The sequence below is a fragment of the Arcticibacter pallidicorallinus genome (assembly GCF_003002875.1).
GTDB classification, from domain to species: domain Bacteria; phylum Bacteroidota; class Bacteroidia; order Sphingobacteriales; family Sphingobacteriaceae; genus Arcticibacter; species Arcticibacter pallidicorallinus.
In genome coordinates, this window is sequence record NZ_PVTH01000014.1 from 26,017 (window position 1) to 46,767 (window position 20,751).

The 20,751-nt window shown below is 44.3% G+C and carries 19 protein-coding genes; 13 read left to right on the plus strand and 6 right to left on the minus strand.

What is annotated here, in order from left to right; genetic code table 11:
- Positions 1-11: 11 nt before the first annotated feature.
- Both B0I27_RS16375 and B0I27_RS16380 read right to left on the minus strand, forming a co-directional pair.
- The gene (locus tag B0I27_RS16375; protein ID WP_106295355.1) at positions 12-740 is read right to left on the minus strand and encodes an acyl-CoA desaturase; all 729 of its coding nucleotides are present in this window, start codon (positions 738-740) and stop codon (positions 12-14) included.
- Positions 741-786: 46 nt separating this feature from the next.
- Positions 787-1,146: a DUF3817 domain-containing protein gene (locus tag B0I27_RS16380; RefSeq protein ID WP_106295357.1), complete on the minus strand. Its 360-nt coding sequence runs from the start codon at positions 1,144-1,146 to the stop codon at positions 787-789.
- An 86-nt stretch (positions 1,147-1,232) separates the two neighbouring features.
- Here B0I27_RS16380 and B0I27_RS16385 point away from each other — a divergent pair, with 86 nt between their 5' ends.
- The 3 genes from B0I27_RS16385 (at position 1,233) to B0I27_RS16395 (ending at position 6,820) form a co-directional block, all read left to right on the plus strand.
- Positions 1,233-1,877, plus strand: coding sequence for an HAD family hydrolase (locus B0I27_RS16385; RefSeq protein WP_106295359.1), 645 nt, complete (start codon positions 1,233-1,235; stop codon positions 1,875-1,877).
- A 3-nt stretch (positions 1,878-1,880) separates the two neighbouring features.
- A complete protein-coding gene (locus B0I27_RS16390; RefSeq protein WP_106295361.1) occupies positions 1,881-2,507 on the plus strand; it encodes an HAD family hydrolase in 627 nt (208 codons plus the stop codon).
- A gap of 116 nt (positions 2,508-2,623) precedes the next feature.
- Entirely contained in the window at positions 2,624-6,820 is a 4,197-nt protein-coding gene (locus tag B0I27_RS16395; protein ID WP_181276811.1) for a hybrid sensor histidine kinase/response regulator, read from the plus strand.
- 32 nt (positions 6,821-6,852) lie between these two features.
- Here the strand turns inward: B0I27_RS16395 and B0I27_RS16400 are convergent, their stop codons facing one another.
- The 3 genes from B0I27_RS16400 to B0I27_RS16410 all read right to left on the minus strand — a co-directional run bounded on the left by B0I27_RS16400 (position 6,853) and on the right by B0I27_RS16410 (position 9,164).
- The gene (locus B0I27_RS16400; RefSeq protein ID WP_106295365.1) at positions 6,853-7,710 is read right to left on the minus strand and encodes a sigma-70 family RNA polymerase sigma factor; all 858 of its coding nucleotides are present in this window, start codon (positions 7,708-7,710) and stop codon (positions 6,853-6,855) included.
- 274 nt (positions 7,711-7,984) lie between these two features.
- Positions 7,985-8,518, minus strand: coding sequence for a YfiT family bacillithiol transferase (locus B0I27_RS16405; RefSeq protein ID WP_106295367.1), 534 nt, complete (start codon positions 8,516-8,518; stop codon positions 7,985-7,987).
- 55 nt (positions 8,519-8,573) lie between these two features.
- Complete coding sequence (locus B0I27_RS16410) at positions 8,574-9,164, minus strand: Crp/Fnr family transcriptional regulator (RefSeq protein ID WP_106295369.1); 591 nt, start codon at positions 9,162-9,164, stop codon at positions 8,574-8,576.
- 273 nt (positions 9,165-9,437) lie between these two features.
- On the opposite strand from B0I27_RS16410, the gene B0I27_RS16415 reads away from it, so the two are divergent.
- From B0I27_RS16415 to B0I27_RS16455, 9 genes are read left to right on the plus strand one after another with little or no spacing between them, the layout of a single operon-like run.
- Positions 9,438-11,117 (plus strand): GMC oxidoreductase, encoded by a 1,680-nt coding sequence (locus B0I27_RS16415; RefSeq protein WP_106295371.1) that lies wholly within the window; start codon positions 9,438-9,440, stop codon positions 11,115-11,117.
- 4 nt (positions 11,118-11,121) lie between these two features.
- Positions 11,122-11,691, plus strand: a complete 570-nt coding sequence (locus tag B0I27_RS16420) for a gluconate 2-dehydrogenase subunit 3 family protein (protein ID WP_106295373.1) — start codon at positions 11,122-11,124, stop codon at positions 11,689-11,691.
- On the plus strand, positions 11,679-12,857 hold the full coding sequence (locus B0I27_RS16425) for a Gfo/Idh/MocA family protein (protein WP_181276812.1): 1,179 nt from the start codon (positions 11,679-11,681) through the stop codon (positions 12,855-12,857). The genes B0I27_RS16420 and B0I27_RS16425 overlap by 13 nt, the downstream gene beginning before the upstream one ends.
- Positions 12,844-13,899 carry a sugar phosphate isomerase/epimerase family protein gene (locus tag B0I27_RS16430; protein WP_106295375.1) on the plus strand — a complete coding sequence of 352 codons (1,056 nt, stop codon included), beginning with the start codon at positions 12,844-12,846 and terminating at the stop codon, positions 13,897-13,899. Before B0I27_RS16425 ends, B0I27_RS16430 begins: the two co-directional genes overlap by 14 nt.
- A gap of 9 nt (positions 13,900-13,908) precedes the next feature.
- Positions 13,909-14,352, plus strand: a complete 444-nt coding sequence (locus B0I27_RS16435; RefSeq protein WP_245925539.1) for a c-type cytochrome — start codon at positions 13,909-13,911, stop codon at positions 14,350-14,352.
- A gap of 2 nt (positions 14,353-14,354) precedes the next feature.
- Positions 14,355-15,059, plus strand: coding sequence for a 3-keto-disaccharide hydrolase (locus B0I27_RS16440; protein ID WP_106295377.1), 705 nt, complete (start codon positions 14,355-14,357; stop codon positions 15,057-15,059).
- A gap of 15 nt (positions 15,060-15,074) precedes the next feature.
- The gene (locus tag B0I27_RS16445) at positions 15,075-16,301 is read left to right on the plus strand and encodes a nucleoside permease (protein ID WP_106295379.1); all 1,227 of its coding nucleotides are present in this window, start codon (positions 15,075-15,077) and stop codon (positions 16,299-16,301) included.
- Positions 16,298-17,179 (plus strand): hydroxypyruvate isomerase family protein, encoded by an 882-nt coding sequence (locus B0I27_RS16450; protein WP_106295381.1) that lies wholly within the window; start codon positions 16,298-16,300, stop codon positions 17,177-17,179. Before B0I27_RS16445 ends, B0I27_RS16450 begins: the two co-directional genes overlap by 4 nt.
- Positions 17,179-18,069, plus strand: coding sequence for a sugar phosphate isomerase/epimerase family protein (locus tag B0I27_RS16455; RefSeq protein ID WP_106295383.1), 891 nt, complete (start codon positions 17,179-17,181; stop codon positions 18,067-18,069). The genes B0I27_RS16450 and B0I27_RS16455 overlap by 1 nt, the downstream gene beginning before the upstream one ends.
- A gap of 5 nt (positions 18,070-18,074) precedes the next feature.
- Here the strand turns inward: B0I27_RS16455 and B0I27_RS16460 are convergent, their stop codons facing one another.
- A complete protein-coding gene (locus tag B0I27_RS16460) occupies positions 18,075-18,944 on the minus strand; it encodes an AraC family transcriptional regulator (RefSeq protein ID WP_106295385.1) in 870 nt (289 codons plus the stop codon).
- A gap of 141 nt (positions 18,945-19,085) precedes the next feature.
- On the opposite strand from B0I27_RS16460, the gene B0I27_RS16465 reads away from it, so the two are divergent.
- Positions 19,086-20,750 carry a UxaA family hydrolase gene (locus B0I27_RS16465; protein ID WP_106295387.1) on the plus strand — a complete coding sequence of 555 codons (1,665 nt, stop codon included), beginning with the start codon at positions 19,086-19,088 and terminating at the stop codon, positions 20,748-20,750.
- The last annotated feature ends 1 nt before the right edge of the window (position 20,751 follow it).

The window sequence follows — 20,751 nt, forward strand, 5'->3', positions numbered from 1 at the left end:
TGGTTGATTTGTTATGCCTTGCGCAACCGGATGAGTCTGGTCCAGTGCAGAAACTTGATGATCGGGTAGATAGGATCTACTTCAAACCAGCGGTATCCGAAGTTCGGACTGTTGGGAAAGCGATGGTGGTTATTTTGAAATAGCTCACCTAACATTAAAAAGTCAAACGGCGTTGTGTTTTTTGAATGGTCATTGTTGTCAAAATTCGCGTATCCGTACTTATGACCGCACCAATTCACAATAGCTCCGTGTAATGGTCCCATCAGGAAGTGGATAGGTAGAAGAAGATACATCCACCAATGAGTAGCAAATTCCATGTAGAATGCGATATACAGCGCTCCAAACATCAATCGTGAAGCGATGGAAGAACCTATTCGGTCGACGATTGGCCACTCGGGATAAGTGGCAGAGCCCCTCGCCGTTTTGTCCTTAGTCATCCTGACGTGATCTTTGAACGTTAATACTGTAGCCCACATCAGTTGAAATACATCTTTGAAGAAATGCGGGGAATGTGGATCTTTTTCGGTGTCGCTGAACGCATGATGATCCCGGTGCATGGTTGCATACGCCCGTGGATTCAGGAAGGAGGAGCCCTGGCATATATAGGTCATCAGATATAGAACGCGTTCAAAAAATTTGCTTGTGGTAAACACCTTATGAGAAGCATAACGGTGCAAAAAGAAGGTTTGGAAAAACAGAGACAGAAACCAGTGTCCGACGAAAAATAATAAAATATACATTGGTACTAAAACGAGTAATGGGCAATAATAGTTCTATTCGGCGAAATTAAACTTTAATATCTTCCAAAGATACTGTATTCGGTGATAAATTGTTTTTCGCGATTGAATCTGCTTCATTTTTTAGTTCTTTATCAAGAAAAAATGTGGCAAGTGGGATTAACGAAGCTACAAGGTATTTGAATGTTCTGGCAAAAGACCATTTCGCCAGGAAGGTTACTTTAAACACGGCGGCTATGTAAAGGACAAATAAGATGCCGTGTGCCCAGCCGGTGTATTTTACCAGGATAGGGTAATCGAACATGTATTTTAACGGCATGGCGATGACCAGCAAGAATACATAGGAAATACCTTCGGTGATTCCGACAACGCGGAGTTGATTAAGTGCTTTTACGGTGACGTTTGTCATAATCAATCTATATTAAGGAGTTTTGATGATGTTTGGCAAAAATCAGTAATTGTTTTCAGTATCAAACGCATATTTTTGCCCGCAACATGGATATTACATTAAAACAACGGTTTGACAGCATCATCTTCGATCTGGACGGTACGCTCTGGGATTCAACCGAAGGTGTGGCTGCGGCCTGGCAGGCTGCCAAAGAAGAATTTGGTTTTGTGAAAAATGATATCACGCCTGCCAGTATAGGCGGAATAGCTGGAATGGCTTATGATGCTATATATGATCACCTTTTTCCGGAATTGACTGATGAACAGCGTCAGGAATTTAAAGCGAAGTGTGCAAAAAAAGAACTGGAAGTGTTAAGCGCTGAGGGAGGTATTTTGTATCCGGGATTGGTTGACGCATTGCAAGAATTATCTGCGAAGTACAAGCTATTTATTGTGAGTAACTGCCAGTCTGGTTATATTGAAGCCTTTCTGGACTATTATAAACTTCATGAATATTTTGTGGGACACCAATGTTATGGAACTAAGAGTCGCCCAAAGGCAGATAATATCAGGGATATTGTTGTTGATCATCAGCTCCAGTCTCCGGTTTATGTAGGTGATACGCAAGGTGACTACGAATCAAGCAAAAAGGCAGGCGTTCCATTCATCTTTGTCTCCTACGGGTTTGGTAAAGTTAAGGAAGGTCAGATTGCAACGGCTGAAACTCTGGCTGAGTTAGCGAAAATATTATAGTCCATGGCAGAAACTGAAAGTAATGCGTTGAAGCTCGCTCAGTTGATGGAGCTGAGCAAGGGAGATTACGAAGCTTTTTTGTATGACTGCGACGGAACTCTTGCCGATAATATGGCAGCTCATAAGGAGTCATATGCACAGGTAGCCCTCGGGGCAGGCCTCCAGATAGATCCGGCCATCATCGATGAGTTTGCGGGACTTCCGATCCCTGCGGTGGTAGAGAAGATTAACGAACGATATGGGTCTGCATTTGATCCTCAAAGTTTCGAGAAGGAAAAGTATACTATATTTTATAATGACTATATCGAGCACACGAAACCGGTTCAGTTCGTGGTTGATCATTTGCTTGCTCACGTAGGGAAGGTGAAGATCGCTGTAGTGTCTGGCGGGTCCAGAGAAGCTATTCTGAAAACGTTGCGAGTGCTGGGGATAGAATCGGAGGTTGAAGTACTGGTATGTGCAGGTGAGACCCCAAGAGGTAAACCTTATCCTGATCCTTTTTTGAAAGCAGCTGAACTGCTCGGAGTGGATCCTGATGCTTGTTTGGTGTTTGAAGACGGGCAGGCGGGGGTGGAAGCAGCAGAATCCGCCGGCATGGACTGGATTAGGATAGATAAGGTAAACCGGTAAAAATGTGTATATTAGAACCAACGATTTACTTGAGATTTCGGTTCTAATTTGTTGCCATGCCCGACCGTCCTAACCTTTATCAAACTCTCTGTACACTATTCTTTTGCTGTCTTGGAATGTTATCTGTACAAGCGCAGAGCTCATTCACATTTAAACGACTTACGACCAAGAGCGGTTTGTCACAAAGTAACGTGACAAGCATAGCGAAGGACGCGAAAGGGTTTATGTGGTTTGCCACGCGCGATGGACTGAACCGTTATGACGGTTATCAGTTTAAGATCTACCAATATGACCGAGAAGACAAAACAAGTCTGAGCAGTAGCTATGTGAGTGTTGTATATGTCGATTTGCGGGGAAGAATATGGGTGGGCACTGCGTCGGGACTTGATCTTTACGACCCGGCGAGTGATTCTTTCAAACATTATCGTCCGCACGGAACAGATACCTATGTTAAGACGATACTGCAGGATTTCGACGGGAACATGTGGATTGGAACAAAAGAAGGACTCTTTCTTTTTGATCCTGACAAGAATCGCTTTGATGAGTTTTATTACGACGGCTCTGACCCTGAGTCTATCAGTAATAATGATATTAACGTTATTAGCCAGTTTGACGACGGCAATATTTGGGTTGGAACGACAAGTGGTCTGAACAGGCTCGACTTAAAAACAAAAAAGATCAAGCGTTATGATGCTTCTATTGACAAGTCGTACTATTCACCCGGCTCGGTCAAGGGTATAGTTCAGGGGCGGAACGGCTCTATATGGGTTGCCTACGAAGGCAGAGGGTTATTTAACCTCGATCAGCGGACCGGTCATCTTGTTGGCATTGGTAAAGCAGGTCAGAGTTTGCGACTCCCCAGCAATAACATGATATCGATGAAGATGGGTCGGGATGGACGTTTGTGGATTGGGACTGAATCAGACGGACTAATTATTTACGACTACATTAGAAATAAATTCGAGCAATACAAGCATGACAGCTTTGACGAGAGTACGATTTCCCATAATATCGTCCGGTCTATCTATCATGATCCATCGGGAATAGTGTGGCTGGGAACCAATAGCGGCGGCGTTAGTTATATTACCAGGAACGCGGATAAATTTATTCATTACAAGCCGATACCGTACCGTGCGAACACGCTACGGAATGCGGGTGTCAAGGGCTTTGCGGAAGATGATGATAAGCGGATATGGATTGCAACAGAGGGAGGCGTAGATGTCTTCGATCCTGTTAAGAAGACATTCAAACATTACCAGCATACTTTAGACAGAAAGGACGGCCTTTCTGACAATAATATTTATTGCGTTGCTCGCGTGGGCAAAGATTCGATGGGCTTCGGCTCATTTGAAGGCGGGCTGGATATTCTGGACATAAAAACGGGTAAATTCAGTAACTTCAGGAAAGATCCACTAAATCCCAATTCATTATCGGATAACCGAATCTATAAGATCTTTTTGGATAGTAAAGATAACGTGTGGATAGCAACCTGGGCAGGTGGATTAAACAGGTTCAATAAAAATACTAAAAAAATGACTCGTTACTCGATCTCCAGGGATCTGCAAAAGATGAATCAGGCCCTGATTTACACGATTAACGAAGACTATGACGGAAACATTTGGTTGGGCACGGAACAGGGCCTATATCGGTTAGATGTAAGTACCGGCGATTTCAAACGCTATGTTCATAAGAATGACGATAATACTTCATTAAGTAATAATATTGTAACGTCTATCTTACTCGATTCGAAAAAGAACCTTTGGATAGGAACAGCAGGTGGCGGAATTAACTTATTTGACCGGAAAAAGGAGACGTTTAGCCTGTTCAATAAAAAGAAAGGGTTTGCCAACGACTATATTCATGGCTTAATCGAAGACCAGACAGGGGATCTTTGGATCAGTTCAAATAACGGGCTGACGCGGTATAATATTCCAAGTGCAAGGCCAACGAATTATGGGCTGGCATACGGGCTCCAGGGTCTTGAGTTTAAACAGGACGCCAGCTTGAAAGCCTCTGACGGATCGATCTATTTCGGTGGAACTAACGGCTTTAATGTTGTGCGTACAAGTGAGATTGTCACAAATACGTTAGTGCCTAATATCGTGTTTACAGGATTCAATATTTTCAACAAGCCGGTGTCATCCCGTGATGAGAAATCTCCCCTGAAAAACAATATTACGGAAACCACACATATAACTCTAAGTAGTGATCAGGCCACGTTTTCCCTTGAGTTTGCAGCGCTGAATATGATCGCGCCAGAGAACAACCAGTATGCTTATAAGATGATCGGTTTGCATGACAGCTGGATTCCGCTGGGCAATCAGCGTACAGTTGCCTTTTCCAACTTACCACAGGGAGACTATACGTTTGTTGTCAAGGCGTCCAATAACGAAGGCGTTTGGAATGAGCAAGGGACGATAATGAAGATCCGGATTATCCCGGTATTCTGGAAGTCTGTATGGTTTAATATTTTATTGTTAATTCTTTTCTGTGGTTGTATCTATGGCGTGTACCGTCTTAGGGTAAAGGTTATAAGGAGACAGAAAGCGGTATTGGAGCGGTTGGTTAAACAACGAACACGCGAAGTCTACGCGCAGGCAGAAGAGATTCAGCAACAATCTGAACGACTGCAGGCTACGAATGAGGAGTTACAATCGCAATCGGAAGAAATTCAACAACAGGCCAATTATTTGCATGATCTCAATGAGAAGTTGAGGATTCAACGAGAACATGAAGCGGAAGCGAGGAAGGAGGCCGATAAGGCAAATCAGGCGAAGAGTGTTTTTTTGGCGACAATGAGTCACGAGATACGTACACCTATGAATGGGGTATTGGGAATGGCTTCGTTGTTATACGACACAGACTTGAACAGCGAGCAACGAGAATATGCAAAAACTATCAAGAGTAGCGGTGATAACTTGTTGGCAGTGATTAATGATATTCTGGATTTTTCTAAAATTGAATCGGGTAAGATGGAACTTGACCCACACGCATTTCACCTTCGTAATCTTATCGAGGATGTGATGGATGTATTTGCCTGGAAAGCCGCACAACAAGGGATTGATCTGGTATTTCACATAGATAATGATTTGACTAACTCGTTGGTGGGTGACGGTCAGCGCCTCTCTCAGGTGCTAATCAATTTGGTAGGCAATGCCGTTAAGTTCACTCATTCAGGCGAGGTATTTATTTCAGTAAGCCGAGGAAGGTGTTTGCAAGGAAACGATATTAACGTATTATTTGAGGTAAGTGACACGGGGATTGGAATACCGGAAGAGTTTCATGGTAATTTGTTTGGCGCATTTTCGCAGTTAGATTCCTCCACGACGAGAAAATATGGAGGTAGTGGGTTAGGACTTGCGATTTCTAAGCGTCTGATCAAACTTATGGGTGGTAACATTCATGTACGTAGCGAACTTGGTAAAGGGTCAACTTTTACGTTTGATGTTGTTTGTCAACGCGGTAGTCATACCCAGGAAGAGCCACTTTTACTGGACTCGCTCCATGGGAAGAAAATTTTGATTCTGGACGACAACGCCACAAATCTGAAGGTTTTAAGCCTTCAATTAAAACAGTGGCAACTAGATGTTAGTGATTTTCAGACTGTTTCGGAAGCTCTAAGCAAGATTCATAGCGTGGCTTACGATATGGTAATCACGGATATGCAAATGCCTGAACAAGACGGCATAGATTTCGCTTTGTTGGTAAAAAAGCAGATGCCTTCAATCCCCATCCTGCTTCTGACTTCGATAGGTAACGAATCCGCTAAAAATTTCCCTGATCTTTTCTGTGAGGTTCTGACGAAGCCTGTAAAGCAGCGTATCCTGGCGAGGGTAATTCAGAAGTATCTTTCCAGCGGAGATACATTTGTTGAGAGCCGAAAGCAAGGTCCTATGCTGGACGGTGAATTTAGTAACAGATATCCGATGGATATTTTGGTCGCCGAAGACAACCAGATTAATCAAATGCTGATCAACAAAATACTTCATAAGTTAGGTTACAATCCCGTAATAGTGAGTTCAGGACTTGAGGTTCTTGAAATAATGGAGAAAAAGCGATTTAACCTTATTCTAATGGATGTTCAGATGCCTGGATTGGATGGTTTGGCAACTACCGAAAGGATACGTTCTGAAAAAGATCGTATCCAGCCTGTGATAATTGCCCTGACTGCGAGCGCGATGAAGGAAGATAAAGACGCTTGTATGGCCGCAGGAATGGATGACCATATATCAAAGCCGATTGATATACCTGAACTGGTCGGCATGCTGGAAGTATATCACCGAAGACTTGAAACGCAAAAAGCCGAAATATAATCTCGGCTTTTGCATATTACTTTGAAAGTAGCTTACAAATAAGATTGTAAAATTTTGCTTCTTGAAGCATGTTTTAAACGCTGAAGCGACTTGTCTTTCAATTGTCTAACACGCTCTCTCGTTAGATTAAACTTCTCGCCAATCTCCTCAAGTGAAAGCGGATTGTTACTTCCGATGCCAAAGAATAGAATCAGCACTTCGCGATCGCGCTCTGAAAGAGTAGCCAAAGAGCGGCTGATTTCCATAGCGAGTGAGTCGTTAATTAAGTGGCTGTCTGTTCCCGGATCATCACTTTGCATGACGTCTAACAGGGTGTTTTCTTCTCCTTGAACGAATGGTGCATCCATTGAAACCTGGCGACCAGCATTGCTAAGAGAGTCAGAAATTTTGTCTACGGTCGTTTCCAAAATATCTGCAAGCTCCTCCGGCGAAGGCTGACGCTCGTATTCTTGTTCAAGTTTCGAGTAAGCCTTGTTTATCTTGCTTAATGAACCAATTTGGTTCAAGGGAAGGCGTACTATACGTGACTGTTCAGCTACAGCTGATAGAATGGACTGTCTGATCCACCAAACAGCATAAGATATGAATTTGAATCCTTTGGTTTCATCAAAACGTTTAGCGGCTTTGATTAGTCCCAGGTTACCTTCGTTGATAAGGTCACCTAAAGTTAATCCCTGATTTTGGTATTGTTTTGCCACAGAAACAACGAAACGTAGATTCGTCTTTGTTAAACGTTCTAAAGCTGCCTGGTCACCTTCACGGATTTTCTGTGCGAGGATTACTTCTTCTTGTGCAGTAATTAAATCTACTTTTCCTATTTCGTGAAGGTATTTATCCAGGGACTGGGATTCACGATTGGTAATAGATTGGGATATTTTAAGTTGTCTCATTTTTAATCAAATGTGTTAATGCAACGTAGTCGCCACATTAACGGAAATTTTTATAAACTATTTTGCTTATCTCGATTATTGTTATAACATTTACAACGGAAAATACCGCACAAGGTTGCAGATATTTTCAAGTAAATATTAAACTAAGTCGGTTGGCTTATTGTTACAGCTATAAACATTGCGGCGAAGATAGCAAATTTAAGTTAAAAAAGTGTGTGTATAGTGTAAAGAGGGCGCAAATTCCGCATTGGGAAAATGCCTCGTTTTATAAAAATCACCAGCCTCGCCGATTTCGCAATGATCTAATCTGCTCCATGTGGTGTCTGCTGTGCCAGGCGTAATGTGCAGTCGTCTGCCATAGGGCGACTAGCTCTTTAGATTCTGGATGATAATATGTTCTGAACCAGTCTTCTCCTGTTAAAGATCGTAAAGCTTCTACCCAACGTCGGTGAAGAGCATGCAGAAGTGTTATTGAAACGTTAACGGGAACCAGCTTGTTATCTGGTAGTTCGGCCCATAGCGCCTCATTATAAGGTTTGACTGTGGGGCTTTCTTCTGTCAGCGTAAGCTTCAAGCGGATGTAAGCGTTCATGTGGCTGTCTGCCAGATGATGGATTACTTGATTGACCGTCCAGCCTTCCGGGCGATAAGGAGTGTTCAACTGGCTTTCATCGAGGTTCTCGATGCAGACGTCAAGCCAAGAGGGCAAGGCTTCAATTAGGGATATAGATTGCTTAGCAATCTCATGAGTGAAGATCTCGGGTGGCTGATATCGTCCGATGGGGTAGGCCCAGGCCTCTAAGTTCATAGCGTTGTATTTGTTTCAAAGCTAAAATATTTAATAAAAGGGAACTTTTTTGTTATTACTTCTTGCCCGACTGCAGTAAATTTTTTAAGGTGAAATTATAGGTCTGACTATTTGTTCTCAAGTACGATACGATATCCCTTTTTCGGCAAGTATCCATAACCATCGGAAGCTCGTCTACCAGCATCTTTACACGTTTTTCGATTGGTTCAGTAGCAAGGAAATCTTTCGTTTGAATGTAGCGTCTTGAATAGTGTTCTTTAACTATAGTGACAAGCTCCCGCAGGGAAGAATTTGCGTCCAATAGCGCTTTGAGCTTGAAATAATCTAAACTATATATAACACAGGAGGTTTCCGTGTTGAATGTAGAGTTAGATGCTTTTCTTCGCTCGAAACTATCCAGATCAGTGAAGAAGGTGCAGTTCGGGATAAAACCAGTCGTTTTCTGATGTCCCACCTGGGATATATTATATCTTCTGACGATACCGGTCTCCAGGAAATAGATATTCCTATTGGTAAAACCTTCTCTCAAAACGACTTTCTCTTTTGGAAGTTCAATCAGTTTTAACGCGTCCAAGATTTGTGCAATAACTTCGTCGGAAAGATTACCAAACTCGCTTAGTTTCTGGATCAAAGGGTGATTACGCATACGTCAATTTATAATCGCTAATCTATCAAAGCTAGTGACAAGCAAAAATGACGGTGGTCACTGGGATTGAGTATCTGCAACATATTTTTTTGATATTTTAATAGTTAAGTCCTTATAATATTTATATTTATGGCTAACTAAGGATCGCTTCTTGAGTAATCGGTTCCTTGTGACTAACTAATTAAACGCTGAGTATTCGTCTTCCAACAGACTGATGGGCGCGAATTGAATGCACAGCAAATGTAAGACCTACTTCATATCAAGAGAACCAATATGGCTAACCAATCATATGATGCGATTGTAATCGGTTCTGGAATATCCGGCGGCTGGGCGGCAAAGGAATTAACCGAACGGGGTCTGAAGACACTGCTTCTGGAACGCGGAAGGAACATTGAGCACATCAAAGATTATCCGAGTACAAGTAAGGCTCCCTGGGAATTTGAGCACAGGGGCGGGCGGACTCAGGAGATGATTGAAAATTATCCCGTCCTAAAGCGCGATTATCCCTTAAATGAAGCAAATCTTGACTTCTGGGTAAATGAAAAAGAAAGCCCTTACGTTGAAATAAAGCGTTTTGACTGGTACCGCGGGTATCAGGTAGGAGGAAGGTCTCTGACCTGGGGCAGGCAAAGCTATCGGTTCAGCGACTTTGACTTTGAGGCTAATGCTAAGGAAGGAATCGCCGTTGACTGGCCTATTCGCTACAAGGAAATAGCACCCTGGTATAGCTATGCCGAACGCTTTGCAGGAATTAACGGCAACGCCGACGGTTTAGCTCAATTACCAGATGGTGAATATTTACCGCCGATGGAGTTGAACTGTGTGGAAAAGGATGTGGCTGCCCGCATTAGGTCGCATTATAAAAATGCACGAGCCATGATCATTGGCAGAAGTGCTAATCTTACTGCTAAACACCATCACCGAACGAATTGTCAGTATCAAAACAAGTGCTGGCTCGGCTGTCAGTTCGGGGGATATTTCAGCACTCAGTCTGCCACTCTTCCGGCAGCAATGGCTACTGGCAACCTAACGTTAAGGCCCTGGTCGATTGTTACACGCGTTCTTTATGATAAAGACACTAAAAAGGCTTCAGGCGTCGAAGTTCTCGATGCCGAAACCAATCAGACCTATGAGTTTTCATCCAAAATTGTGTTTGTCTGCGCATCTACATTAAACTCAACATGGATCCTAATGAATTCTGCCACCGATATCTGGGATGGAGGCTTAGGCAGCAGCAGCGGAGAGCTTGGGCATAATTTGATGGATCATCATTTCAGATGCGGAGCCTCGGGTGTAGCGGAGGGCTACGATGATAAATACTATTACGGCAGGCGTCCCAACGGTATTTATATACCAAGATTTCGAAATCTTTTCGGCGACAAACGTGACTACCTTCGAGGCTTTGGTTATCAGGGTAGTGCTAGTCGGGAGAACTGGGGAAGGGAAATTGCAGAATTTAATATAGGCGGAGAGTTCAAAGATGCTTTATGTGAACCTGGTCAGTGGAGAATAGGGATCGGTGCTTTTGGGGAGACTCTACCATACCATGAAAATATGATTTCGTTGGATAAGAAGGTGAAAGACAAATGGGGGCTGCCGGTACTTGCTATTGATTGTGAGATCAAAGCGAATGAGCATGCCATGCGTAAGGATATGATGCTCGATGCAAAAGAGATGTTGGAGGTATCGGGTATGAAAGATGTTAATACGTATGATTCAGGTTATGCAATGGGCCAGGGTATTCATGAAATGGGTACTGCGCGTATGGGAAAAGATCGAAAAACTTCAGTCCTTAATCAATGGAATCAGGTCTGGGATGCTCCCAACGTCTTTGTTACAGACGGATCCTGTATGACATCGGCAAGCTGCGTAAATCCTTCATTGACGTATATGGCACTCACCGCCAGAGCAGTGGATTTTGCGGTTGGTGAGATGAAAAAACGAAATATTTAATCAGATGAACAGAAGAGAGGCTATTGCCAAAGTCGCCTGGATAATGGGCGGCGCCGTAATCGGTGCCGAGCTCTTTTTGAGCACCGGTTGTAGCTCGTCACAAAATAGCAATGATGGTCTTTTTAATGCGGACCAGGTCAGACTGCTCGAAGAGATTGCGGAAACAATTCTTCCGGAAACAACCACGCCCGGAGCCCGTGCTGCGGGGGTAGGGGCGTTTATAGCCTTAATGGTGAAAGACTGTTATGCAAGGGAAGATCAGGCGGTATTTACAAAAGGCCTGTCAACCTTGGAGAATAAATTTAAGGAACAATATGGACAATCCTTCATGAGCAGCGATCAGGCAAAGCGTACCAACTTTTTGACCGCACTCGATAGAGAGCAAAAGGAGTTCTCCCGTGTAAAGAAACCCGATGAGCCCAATCATTATTTTAGTATGATGAAACAACTAACCTTACTCGGCTTTTTCACATCTGAAGTGGGGGCCACCCAGGCACTACGATATCTCCCTGTTCCTGGAAAATTCGATGGATGTATTCCTTACAAGAAAGGTGACAGAGCATGGGCACTATGAAGTTACGTTTAGGAATGATCGGTGGAGGTCAGGGCGCTTTTATCGGTGCGGTTCACCGGATCGCGGCAAGGATGGATGATGAGTATACGCTGGTATGCGGCGCTTTCAGTAGTGATGCCGAGAAATCGAAGGAAATGGGTTTGATACTTCAGCTTGACGCCGCTCGTGTCTATGAAACCTATCATCAGCTTCTCGAAAGTGAGAGTCGGCTTCCGCCAAACGAGAGGGTGCAGGTTATCAGTATCGTAACACCCAACCATCTTCACTTTGAACCTGCAAAGCTTGCACTGGAAAATGGATTTCATGTTATCCTGGATAAACCTGCCACCTTTTCGTTGTTTGAGGCGGTTCGTTTAAAAGAGATATGTCGAGAATCAGGCAAATTATTGTGCCTGACTCATACCTATACCGGATATCCAATGGTCAAAGAAGCCAGACAAATTGTGGCGGGGGGCAAGTTAGGGGAAATCAGGAAGATCTATGCTGAATATCCACAAGGTTGGTTAAGCCGCTTTGAAGAAGGCTCAGGTAATAACAAACAGGCCGCCTGGAGAACAGACCCCTCCAGGAGCGGTATAGCAGGTGCTATGGGAGATATTGGCACGCATGCGTTTAATCTGGTCGAGTATGTGAGCGGACTACAGGTGACAAAGCTATGTGCAGACATTAATACTGTTGTTAAGGGGCGAAAACTGGACGACGATGGAGCAGTTCTCCTGAAATTTTCCAATGGTTCCAGTGGTGTGTTGATTGCATCACAGATCGTTACCGGGGAGGAAAATAACGTTAAGATACGTGTTTACGGAGAGCAGGGCGGCCTAGAATGGCAGCAGTCTGATGCCAATACACTTAAACTGATGATGATAGACGAACCCGTCCAAATACTACGCACAGGTAGTGCTTATTTAAGTTCGTATGCCTCCCATAATACACGCACACCTGCGGGGCACCCAGAGGGATATCTAGAAGCTTTCGCTAATTTATACCGGAACTTTGCACAAACGATAAAGGCACTTCTAGCCAATGAAGAACCTTCACCGGAACATCTCGACTTCCCCGGTGTTGATGAAGGAGTGCGAGGAATGGCATTTATCGAAAGTGTTATCCGCTCGGGACAATCAGACGTAAAGTGGTCAGAATTTAGCTTGAAGTATGAAGACAATTAAAGGACCAGCTGTGTTTATCGCACAGTTTATTGGATCGGAAGCCCCGTTTAATAGTTTGAGCGCTATATGCAAATGGGCCAGAGGCCTGGGATTTGAAGGGATACAGATCCCCACTACAGATAGTCGCTTTATTGATCTGAGAAAGGCTGCTGAAAGCCAGACTTATGCGGATGAAATTCGAGGCATTGTCGAAGAAGAAGGTCTTAAAATAACTGAACTTTCCACACACTTGCAAGGTCAGCTAATTGCTGTTAATCCGGTTTATGATCCTTTATTTGATGGTTTTGCACCGGAGAAATATCGAAATAATCCAGCCTTGCGAACAGAATGGGCAGTCCAACAACTCATGTTTGCTGCACGTGCTTCAGCTAATCTGGGACTAAACGCACATGCAACATTTAGCGGTGCCTTACTTTGGCCGATGGTATATCCCTGGCCTCAGAGGCCAGCAGGATTAGTAGAAGAAGGATTTACGGAACTGGCACGCCGCTGGTTGCCGATCTTGAATGCCTTTGATGAGCAGGGTGTGAATGTCTGTTATGAAATACATCCCGGAGAAGACCTGCATGACGGTATTAGCTATGAAATGTTTTTAGAGAAAGTAGGTAACCATCCAAGAGCCTGTCTCCTTTACGATCCTTCGCATTTTGTTCTGCAGTGTCTGGATTACCTTTCGTACATCGATCATTATCATGAGCGGATCAAGGCGTTTCACGTTAAGGATGCTGAGTTTAATCCCACAGGAAAACAAGGTGTGTACGGGGGATATCAGTCCTGGATTGATCGCGCCGGGCGTTTCCGCTCTCCGGGAGATGGTCAGGTTGACTTTAAAGCGATTTTTAGTAGGCTAAGTGCTTATGATTTTGATGGCTGGGCGGTAATGGAGTGGGAGTGTGCGCTGAAAAATTCAGCTGATGGAGCAAGAGAAGGCGCTAAGTTTATAAGTGACCATATTATTCGCGTAACGGAAAAAGCTTTTGATGATTTTGCGGGCACCGGTATGGACGCGAAGCTAAATAGGCGTATTTTAGGGCTGCCTTAATATATTTGAATGAAAAAACTAATCTTTTTACTGGCTGTTGCAATGACAACTGCTTGTGGTAATCAATCCGAAAAAGGAAATAGCAGAGACTCTGTGAGTGCAGGCGATATGGCTGCTGCAACCCGGCAATCTGAAGTTGACACAAACGTAAATGACATTGGTACCAACCGAAGCGCCGGATCTCCGCCATCCGGTTCATTTGAGAAAGGTGCGCAACTGATTTCGTCATCAGACTGCCTTAGCTGTCATAAGGAAAAGATTAAAATCATCGGTCCTGCCTATGAAGAGGTGGCAGAGAAATATGAAGCCACAGACAAAAATATCGACATGCTTGCCAGCAAAATTATTGATGGTGGCAGCGGCGCCTGGGGCGATATTCCTATGACCCCACATCCTTCGATATCCAGATCCGACGCAAAAGAAATGGTTCGCTATATACTTTCATTAAAATAGATATGAACGCTCTCTCATTTTCTACTTTGTCTCTTATGGTCATCCTTGGATGTTCAAATCCCGAGTCCTCGCGTCAAGCCGAGGAGCCCTGGCGGGTGCTTTTCGACGGCAAGTCGCTGAATGGATGGCACTCCTACGGGAAGCCCAAGGCCGGAACCGCATGGGTTGTGGATGACGGCGTCTTACATTTTGATGCTTCTGCCAGGAAGGAGGGCGCTTCAGGCGGCGACCTTCTTACCGATCAGGAATATGAGAATTTTCACTTACAGCTCGAATGGAAGATCTCCGTTAACGGAAACAGTGGAGTTATTTTTTATGTAAAAGAGGATGCTGCCAAATATCCCGAAACATACAATACTGGTTTGGAGATGCAGATCCTGGATAACGATGGCCATCCGGATGGGAAGATTCACAAGCACAGGGCGGGAGACCTATATGATTTGATCCCGTGCTCTAAAGAAACCGTCAATTCTCCGGGCAACTGGAATAGGGTAGATATTATTAGCGATAAGGGGCATCTTGAGTTCCATCTGAATGGAACCAAGGTCGTCGAAACCACCCTTTGGAATGCCGATTGGAAAGACCTTATTTCCAAGAGCAAGTTTGCCTCCATGCCGGGATTCTCTACTTATAAAAAGGGAAGGATTGCCTTGCAGGACCATGGCGATGAAGTGTGGTACCGCAATATCCGGATCAGAAAGCTTTAACAATCAACCCATTCTATGATACTAACCAATCGAATTAAGCTCTCAATAATGATGTTCCTGGAGTTTTTTATCTGGGGAGGATGGTTTGTCACGCTAGGTACGTTTCTGGTTAAAAATTTAAGCGCCTCCGGAACACAGATAAGCATGGCGTACCTGACACAGTCTATCGGCGCCATCATCGCACCATTCATCATAGGACTCATTGCTGACCGCTACTTTTCTGCACAAAAGATCCTGGGGGTGTTGCATCTCGCGGGAAGTGTGATCTTATGGTTTGCCTCCCAGACTTCTACGTTTGATGGCTTTTTCCCTCTTATCGTAGTTTACATGATCTTATATATGCCAACACTGGCGTTGGTGAATTCGGTGTCTTTCCGGCAGATGAAAAATCCCGCACTCGAGTTCCCTCCTGTGCGTGTTCTTGGAACGGTGGGATGGATTGTCGCAGGGCTTACAATAGGTTACTTTGGATGGGAGCAAACAAGTCAGTTGTCGCTTACATTCAAGATGGCTGCTGCAGCATCGGCATTACTGGGGCTGCTCAGTTTTTCCCTGCCCCCTGCTCCGCCAACGCAACGCAACGCCAACGTAAGTATTAAAGAGATGTTGGGACTGGACGCCCTTAAACTGCTGAACAATAAGTCATATCTCCTGTTCTTTCTGTCCTCAATCGCGATCTGCATCCCTCTGGCCTTTTATTACAACTTCACCAACCTCTTTCTAAACGAAGCAGGGATGAAGTCGGCCGCGGCTGTACAATCCCTGGGACAAGTTTCCGAAGCTCTGTTTATGTTACTGATACCCGTCTTCTTTCTACGGCTTGGAGTAAAGAAGATGCTTGCAATTGGTATGTTGGCCTGGGTGTTGCGTTACATCTTTTTTTCCTTCGGAAACGTGGACCAAAATCACTGGATGCTGATTGTCGGCATCGTCTTGCATGGCGTATGTTATGATTTTTTCTTCGTTACTGGTCAGATCTATACCGATTCCCATGCTGGTGAACGGTTTAAAAGCGCCGCTCAGGGAATGATCACGTTGGCGACGTACGGAGTGGGTATGATGATAGGTTCGCTGATATCAGGACCGATAGTAGACGCTTACGCAACGTCATCAGGTCATAACTGGGCGATGATCTGGATGATTCCAGCATCTGTATCAGCGCTGGTGCTACTCTTATTTATAGCCTTCTTTAAAGATAAAAAGATTCCTGCAAAGGCAACCGAAAACAGCAAGCTAACATGAAAGACAGAAGATCTGCAATAAAAACAATCTTAGCGGGCGCTGCCACATTATCAACCTTGTCTATGGCAAAAAGTACATCCGCAGCGGTAGCTTCTGCACTGCAGGGCGCTCAACTTAAGGGAAATATTAATCATTCTGTATGTCGGTGGTGCTTCAATAATCTGAGTTTAGAAGACCTGTGTAAGGTTTCTAAAGAGTTGGGCCTCAAAGCTATTGATCTTGTTGGGCCAAAGGACTGGGCGACACTGAAAAAGTACGGTCTGGATTCTTCCATGTGCAATGGAGCAGAGATCAGTCTAACCGAAGGTTGGAATACAATTAGCCACCATCAAACGCTGATTCGGAATTATACCGAGATGATTCCTCTTGTAGCTAAGGCAGGCTATAAAAATCTGATATGTTTTAGTGGAAATCGTCGCGGTATGGATGATGAAACCGGACTTAAGAATTGTGCAACCGGACTTAAAAGCATCCTTCCTCTCGCCGAAAAGCATGGGGTGGTTTTAGTCATGGAATTGCTGAATAGCAAAGTGGACCACAAAGACTACCAATGCGATCATACGGCTTGGGGTGCAGCACTAGCTAAAGCTCTTGGTTCTGACAATTTTAAGCTTCTATACGACATCTATCACATGCAGGTAAATGAAGGAAACGTCATACAGAATATCCGCGAATATCATGAGTATATTGCTCATTATCATACGGCTGGAGTGCCTGGGAGACACGAAATAGATGAAACACAAGAGCTTTACTACCCCGCTATCATCAAAGCCATAAAAGACACCGGTTTTAAAGGCTACATCGCTCAGGAATTTATGCCTGCGCAAAAAGACAAAGTAGAATCCTTAAGAAAAGCCATTCAAATTTGTGATATATAATGATTAACAGAAGATCTTTCATTCAGCAAGCTGTTCTAATGGCAGCTGGTGCAGCTATCCTTCCTCAGGTATCATGTGCAGGCTCAGCGCCTGAAAAGCGGCTTGGCCTTCAATTATACACACTGAGAAATGAGATTTCTAAGGACGTTGTCAAAGTATTGGAACGGGTAGCAGCTTCCGGTTATCAGGAAGTGGAAGTCTTTGGATACAGTCCCTCGACACATTTCTGGGGCTTCAGCCCGAGTGCTTTCGCAGAGATCCTGGATTCCAACAATCTTAAGGCAATAAGCGGACATTATGATTTTGATGAGTATTTGGGTCCTGAGACGAAAATGCAACGCTTTGATGCCTACCTCAATGCCGCTTCAGTACTGAAACACCGCTATCTTACCATTCCCTATTTAAATGAAAAGCTACGCAGCTCTGCTGATGATTACAAAAGGTTGGCTGAGAAATTCAATCGGGCAGGCGAAAAATGTCTGAAGAGCGGACTGCAGCTCGCATATCATAATCATGACTTTGAATTTCAGCAGTTTGGAAATACGACAGGCTATGATATCCTTCTAGCAGAGACAGACCCCAAGTTTGTCAAATTTGAACTTGATCTATACTGGGTAGTCCGGGCGGGAAGGGATCCAATAGACCTATTTAGCAAGAACAAGGGACGTTTTGAATTGTGGCATGTGAAAGATATGGACAAGCAGAACCCAGCACTTAATACAGAAGTAGGATCCGGCTCAATTGATTTCGCCAAAATTTTCGCATCCGCCCGACTTTCAGGCGTTAAGAACGTCATCATTGAACAGGAGAATTTTTCTATAGATCCTTTCGAAAGTATCTCGAAGAGCGCTAACTTTACAAGATCCAATCTGTTGCCAAAAATGCGTTGATCTTTTTAGTCGCCCACAACATCTCTCCGGTAATTCAGAGGGCTTTTTCCTGTGATGTTTTTGAAATGAGAATGAAAGCTGGTGAAATTGGAGTAGCCGCTTTCGTAACATATTTCTTTTACGCTCATTTTATTTTCCAGCAGCAATTTGCAGGCATAGCCTATCCTGATTTCATTAATGAACCCAGAGTACGTCTTCCTCGTACGGGATTTAAAGTATTTGCAGAAGGACGTGGGGTTAATTCCCGCGATAGCGGCAACGGTATCTAACTGGATTTTCTGCCTGAAGTTGACAATGGAGTAATTATAAATATCCTGTATTCGATCTCTCCCCGATGACGAAATGCTATGCTTGAATCCAAAAGAGGCGAGAGCTTCCGTGCTTCTCGTTTCAGCAATGTGTAACAGGATCTGCATCAGAAGAATAATTTTGGACGGGCCTTCCGCTTTCACAATCTCTTTAATCAGTGAAATCGCTGGGTTTCTTTGTAGGCCGCTCAGATGAAGTCCCAGTTCTGATCGCGAGATTAGCTCTTTAAGCGGCCTGTTTTCTGGTAGCTCTAAAAAAGACTTTCCCCAGAAGTCGTCATTGAAGTGGATGACATATACCTCAGCCGCCAGCTCCTTTTTTGAGTCAAAGTAAGAGTCATCAAACCGGAAGTGATGCGGTAAATTAGATCCTATAAGTACTATATCGCCTGAATGAAATGGTTTGATCCTGTCGCCGACGAACTGCGTTCCTGACCCACTCTTGAAGTATACCAATTCAATTTCATGATGGTAATGCCATTTATTATTGATATCCGGACTTACATCTTTCCGCGCGCTGAAAGAGTGAGAAATGTTCTTGGATACTTTTAATAGTCTGGCTTTCATTTCTGAGCTAATTAAGCTAATATATGCAAAATTGTCTCCAAGCCTGCTTATATTGGATAATATCGTTTAATAATATGACAAAAACGGAGAATCATATACACTGCACTTATTCTTAATTTGTGGAACCCAATTAAGGAGGTAATGCAACTAGCTAGAAAAAATTCGTATATACAAATTCATCCGACAGACAATGTCCTTGTCGCCTTAGTAGATCTTCAGGCGGGAACCGCGATTGAATTTGGAACGCAAACTTTCTGTCTGACCACAAACGTGAGTGCGAAGCATAAGTTTGGCTTAACAGATTTTGCCCCGGGAGATCCCATATTCATGTATGGTGTACTGGTAGGAAAGGCTTGTGAGCCGATATCAAGAGGCGCAGCACTTACTGTTGAGAATATTAAGCACGCATCTGAAGAGTTTAAACTAGGTTCCCGTAAAACAGAATGGACCCGGCCGGAAACTTCTCGCTTTGAGACGGCTACCTTTCAAGGTTTCCACCGTGCAGACGGAAGCGTAGGCACGGCGAACTATTGGCTCATTATTCCTCTGGTTTTTTGTGAGAACAGGAATGTTGATATGATCAGAGAGGCGCTTACGGAGAAGCTGGGCTTCAGAAAGCCCCGTGGCTATGAATCGGAAGTCCAAGCCATCCTCGACATGTATCAGGCGGGAAAAACAGCTGCAGAGATCCTCGACGCTGATATCACAACATTTGCAAAAACAGGGCAGTCAAACAAGATTTTTCCCAATGTGGATGGTATCAAATACCTTAACCACAGTCTCGGCTGCGGAGGAACACGCACAGATTCCGATGCTCTTTGTGGCCTGCTTGCAGGATATATCACCCATCCCAACGTTGCCGGAGCGACGGTATTGAGTCTCGGCTGTCAGCATGCACAGGCCAGTATTCTAAGAGCGGAGATTGAAAAGAGAGATCCGAACTTCTCTAAGCCGCTGTTTATTCTGGAGCAACAACAGATTGGGACAGAGGAGAAAATGTTGCAAATGGCCTTAAAGCAAACCTTCGCAGGACTAATCGAAGCTAATGAATGCAATCGTCAACCAGCTCCAATCTCCAAACTGTGTATAGGACTTGAATGTGGTGGTTCAGACGGATTCTCCGGGATATCTGCAAATCCAACCTTAGGTAGGTTATCCGATATTTTGGTTTCCGCAGGTGGCAGCGTAATCCTGGCAGAGTTTCCTGAATTGTGTGGTGTCGAACAGGAATTAAGCGACCGTTGTACCAACGAAGAGCTGGCCAACAAGTTTATGCATCTGATGCGCACGTACAACGCGAAGGCCGAGGCCGATGGCTCCGGGTTTTATGCAAACCCCTCGCCCGGTAATATCAAAGACGGCCTGATTACCGACGCGATAAAATCTGCTGGCGCTGCTAAGAAAGGTGGCTCTTCTCCGGTGACAGACGTTCTTGATTATCCTGAAAAGGTAAGCAAAGCCGGCTTGAACCTTCTTTGTACCCCCGGCAGTGATGTGGAAAGCACCACTGCGGTTGTCGGATCGGGCGCGAACGTAGTTCTGTTCACCACAGGGCTCGGCACTCCAACCGGAAATCCAGTAGCACCTGTTCTGAAAATTTCCACCAATTCTGCTCTGTATACGCGCATGCCTGATATTATTGATATTAACTGCGGTACAATCATTGAGGGCGACGAGAGTATCGAGCAAGCGGCAGAACGTATGCTGGATTATGTTATTCAGGTGGCAAGCGGAGTGATAATGCCCAAGGCAGTAGGTCTGGGCCAGGATGATTTTATACCCTGGAAGAGGGGTGTTTCACTATAAT

Coding starts and splice junctions, on each gene's coding strand:
- B0I27_RS16375 (WP_106295355.1), bottom strand. CDS start 740: ATGTATATTTTATTATTTTTCGTCGGACACTGGTTTCTGTCTCTGTTT.
- B0I27_RS16380 (WP_106295357.1), bottom strand. CDS start 1,146: ATGACAAACGTCACCGTAAAAGCACTTAATCAACTCCGCGTTGTCGGA.
- B0I27_RS16385 (WP_106295359.1), top strand. CDS start 1,233: ATGGATATTACATTAAAACAACGGTTTGACAGCATCATCTTCGATCTG.
- B0I27_RS16390 (WP_106295361.1), top strand. CDS start 1,881: ATGGCAGAAACTGAAAGTAATGCGTTGAAGCTCGCTCAGTTGATGGAG.
- B0I27_RS16395 (WP_181276811.1), top strand. CDS start 2,624: ATGTTATCTGTACAAGCGCAGAGCTCATTCACATTTAAACGACTTACG.
- B0I27_RS16400 (WP_106295365.1), bottom strand. CDS start 7,710: ATGAGACAACTTAAAATATCCCAATCTATTACCAATCGTGAATCCCAG.
- B0I27_RS16405 (WP_106295367.1), bottom strand. CDS start 8,518: ATGAACTTAGAGGCCTGGGCCTACCCCATCGGACGATATCAGCCACCC.
- B0I27_RS16410 (WP_106295369.1), bottom strand. CDS start 9,164: ATGCGTAATCACCCTTTGATCCAGAAACTAAGCGAGTTTGGTAATCTT.
- B0I27_RS16415 (WP_106295371.1), top strand. CDS start 9,438: ATGGCTAACCAATCATATGATGCGATTGTAATCGGTTCTGGAATATCC.
- B0I27_RS16420 (WP_106295373.1), top strand. CDS start 11,122: ATGAACAGAAGAGAGGCTATTGCCAAAGTCGCCTGGATAATGGGCGGC.
- B0I27_RS16425 (WP_181276812.1), top strand. CDS start 11,679: ATGGGCACTATGAAGTTACGTTTAGGAATGATCGGTGGAGGTCAGGGC.
- B0I27_RS16430 (WP_106295375.1), top strand. CDS start 12,844: ATGAAGACAATTAAAGGACCAGCTGTGTTTATCGCACAGTTTATTGGA.
- B0I27_RS16435 (WP_245925539.1), top strand. CDS start 13,909: ATGAAAAAACTAATCTTTTTACTGGCTGTTGCAATGACAACTGCTTGT.
- B0I27_RS16440 (WP_106295377.1), top strand. CDS start 14,355: ATGAACGCTCTCTCATTTTCTACTTTGTCTCTTATGGTCATCCTTGGA.
- B0I27_RS16445 (WP_106295379.1), top strand. CDS start 15,075: ATGATACTAACCAATCGAATTAAGCTCTCAATAATGATGTTCCTGGAG.
- B0I27_RS16450 (WP_106295381.1), top strand. CDS start 16,298: ATGAAAGACAGAAGATCTGCAATAAAAACAATCTTAGCGGGCGCTGCC.
- B0I27_RS16455 (WP_106295383.1), top strand. CDS start 17,179: ATGATTAACAGAAGATCTTTCATTCAGCAAGCTGTTCTAATGGCAGCT.
- B0I27_RS16460 (WP_106295385.1), bottom strand. CDS start 18,944: ATGAAAGCCAGACTATTAAAAGTATCCAAGAACATTTCTCACTCTTTC.
- B0I27_RS16465 (WP_106295387.1), top strand. CDS start 19,086: ATGCAACTAGCTAGAAAAAATTCGTATATACAAATTCATCCGACAGAC.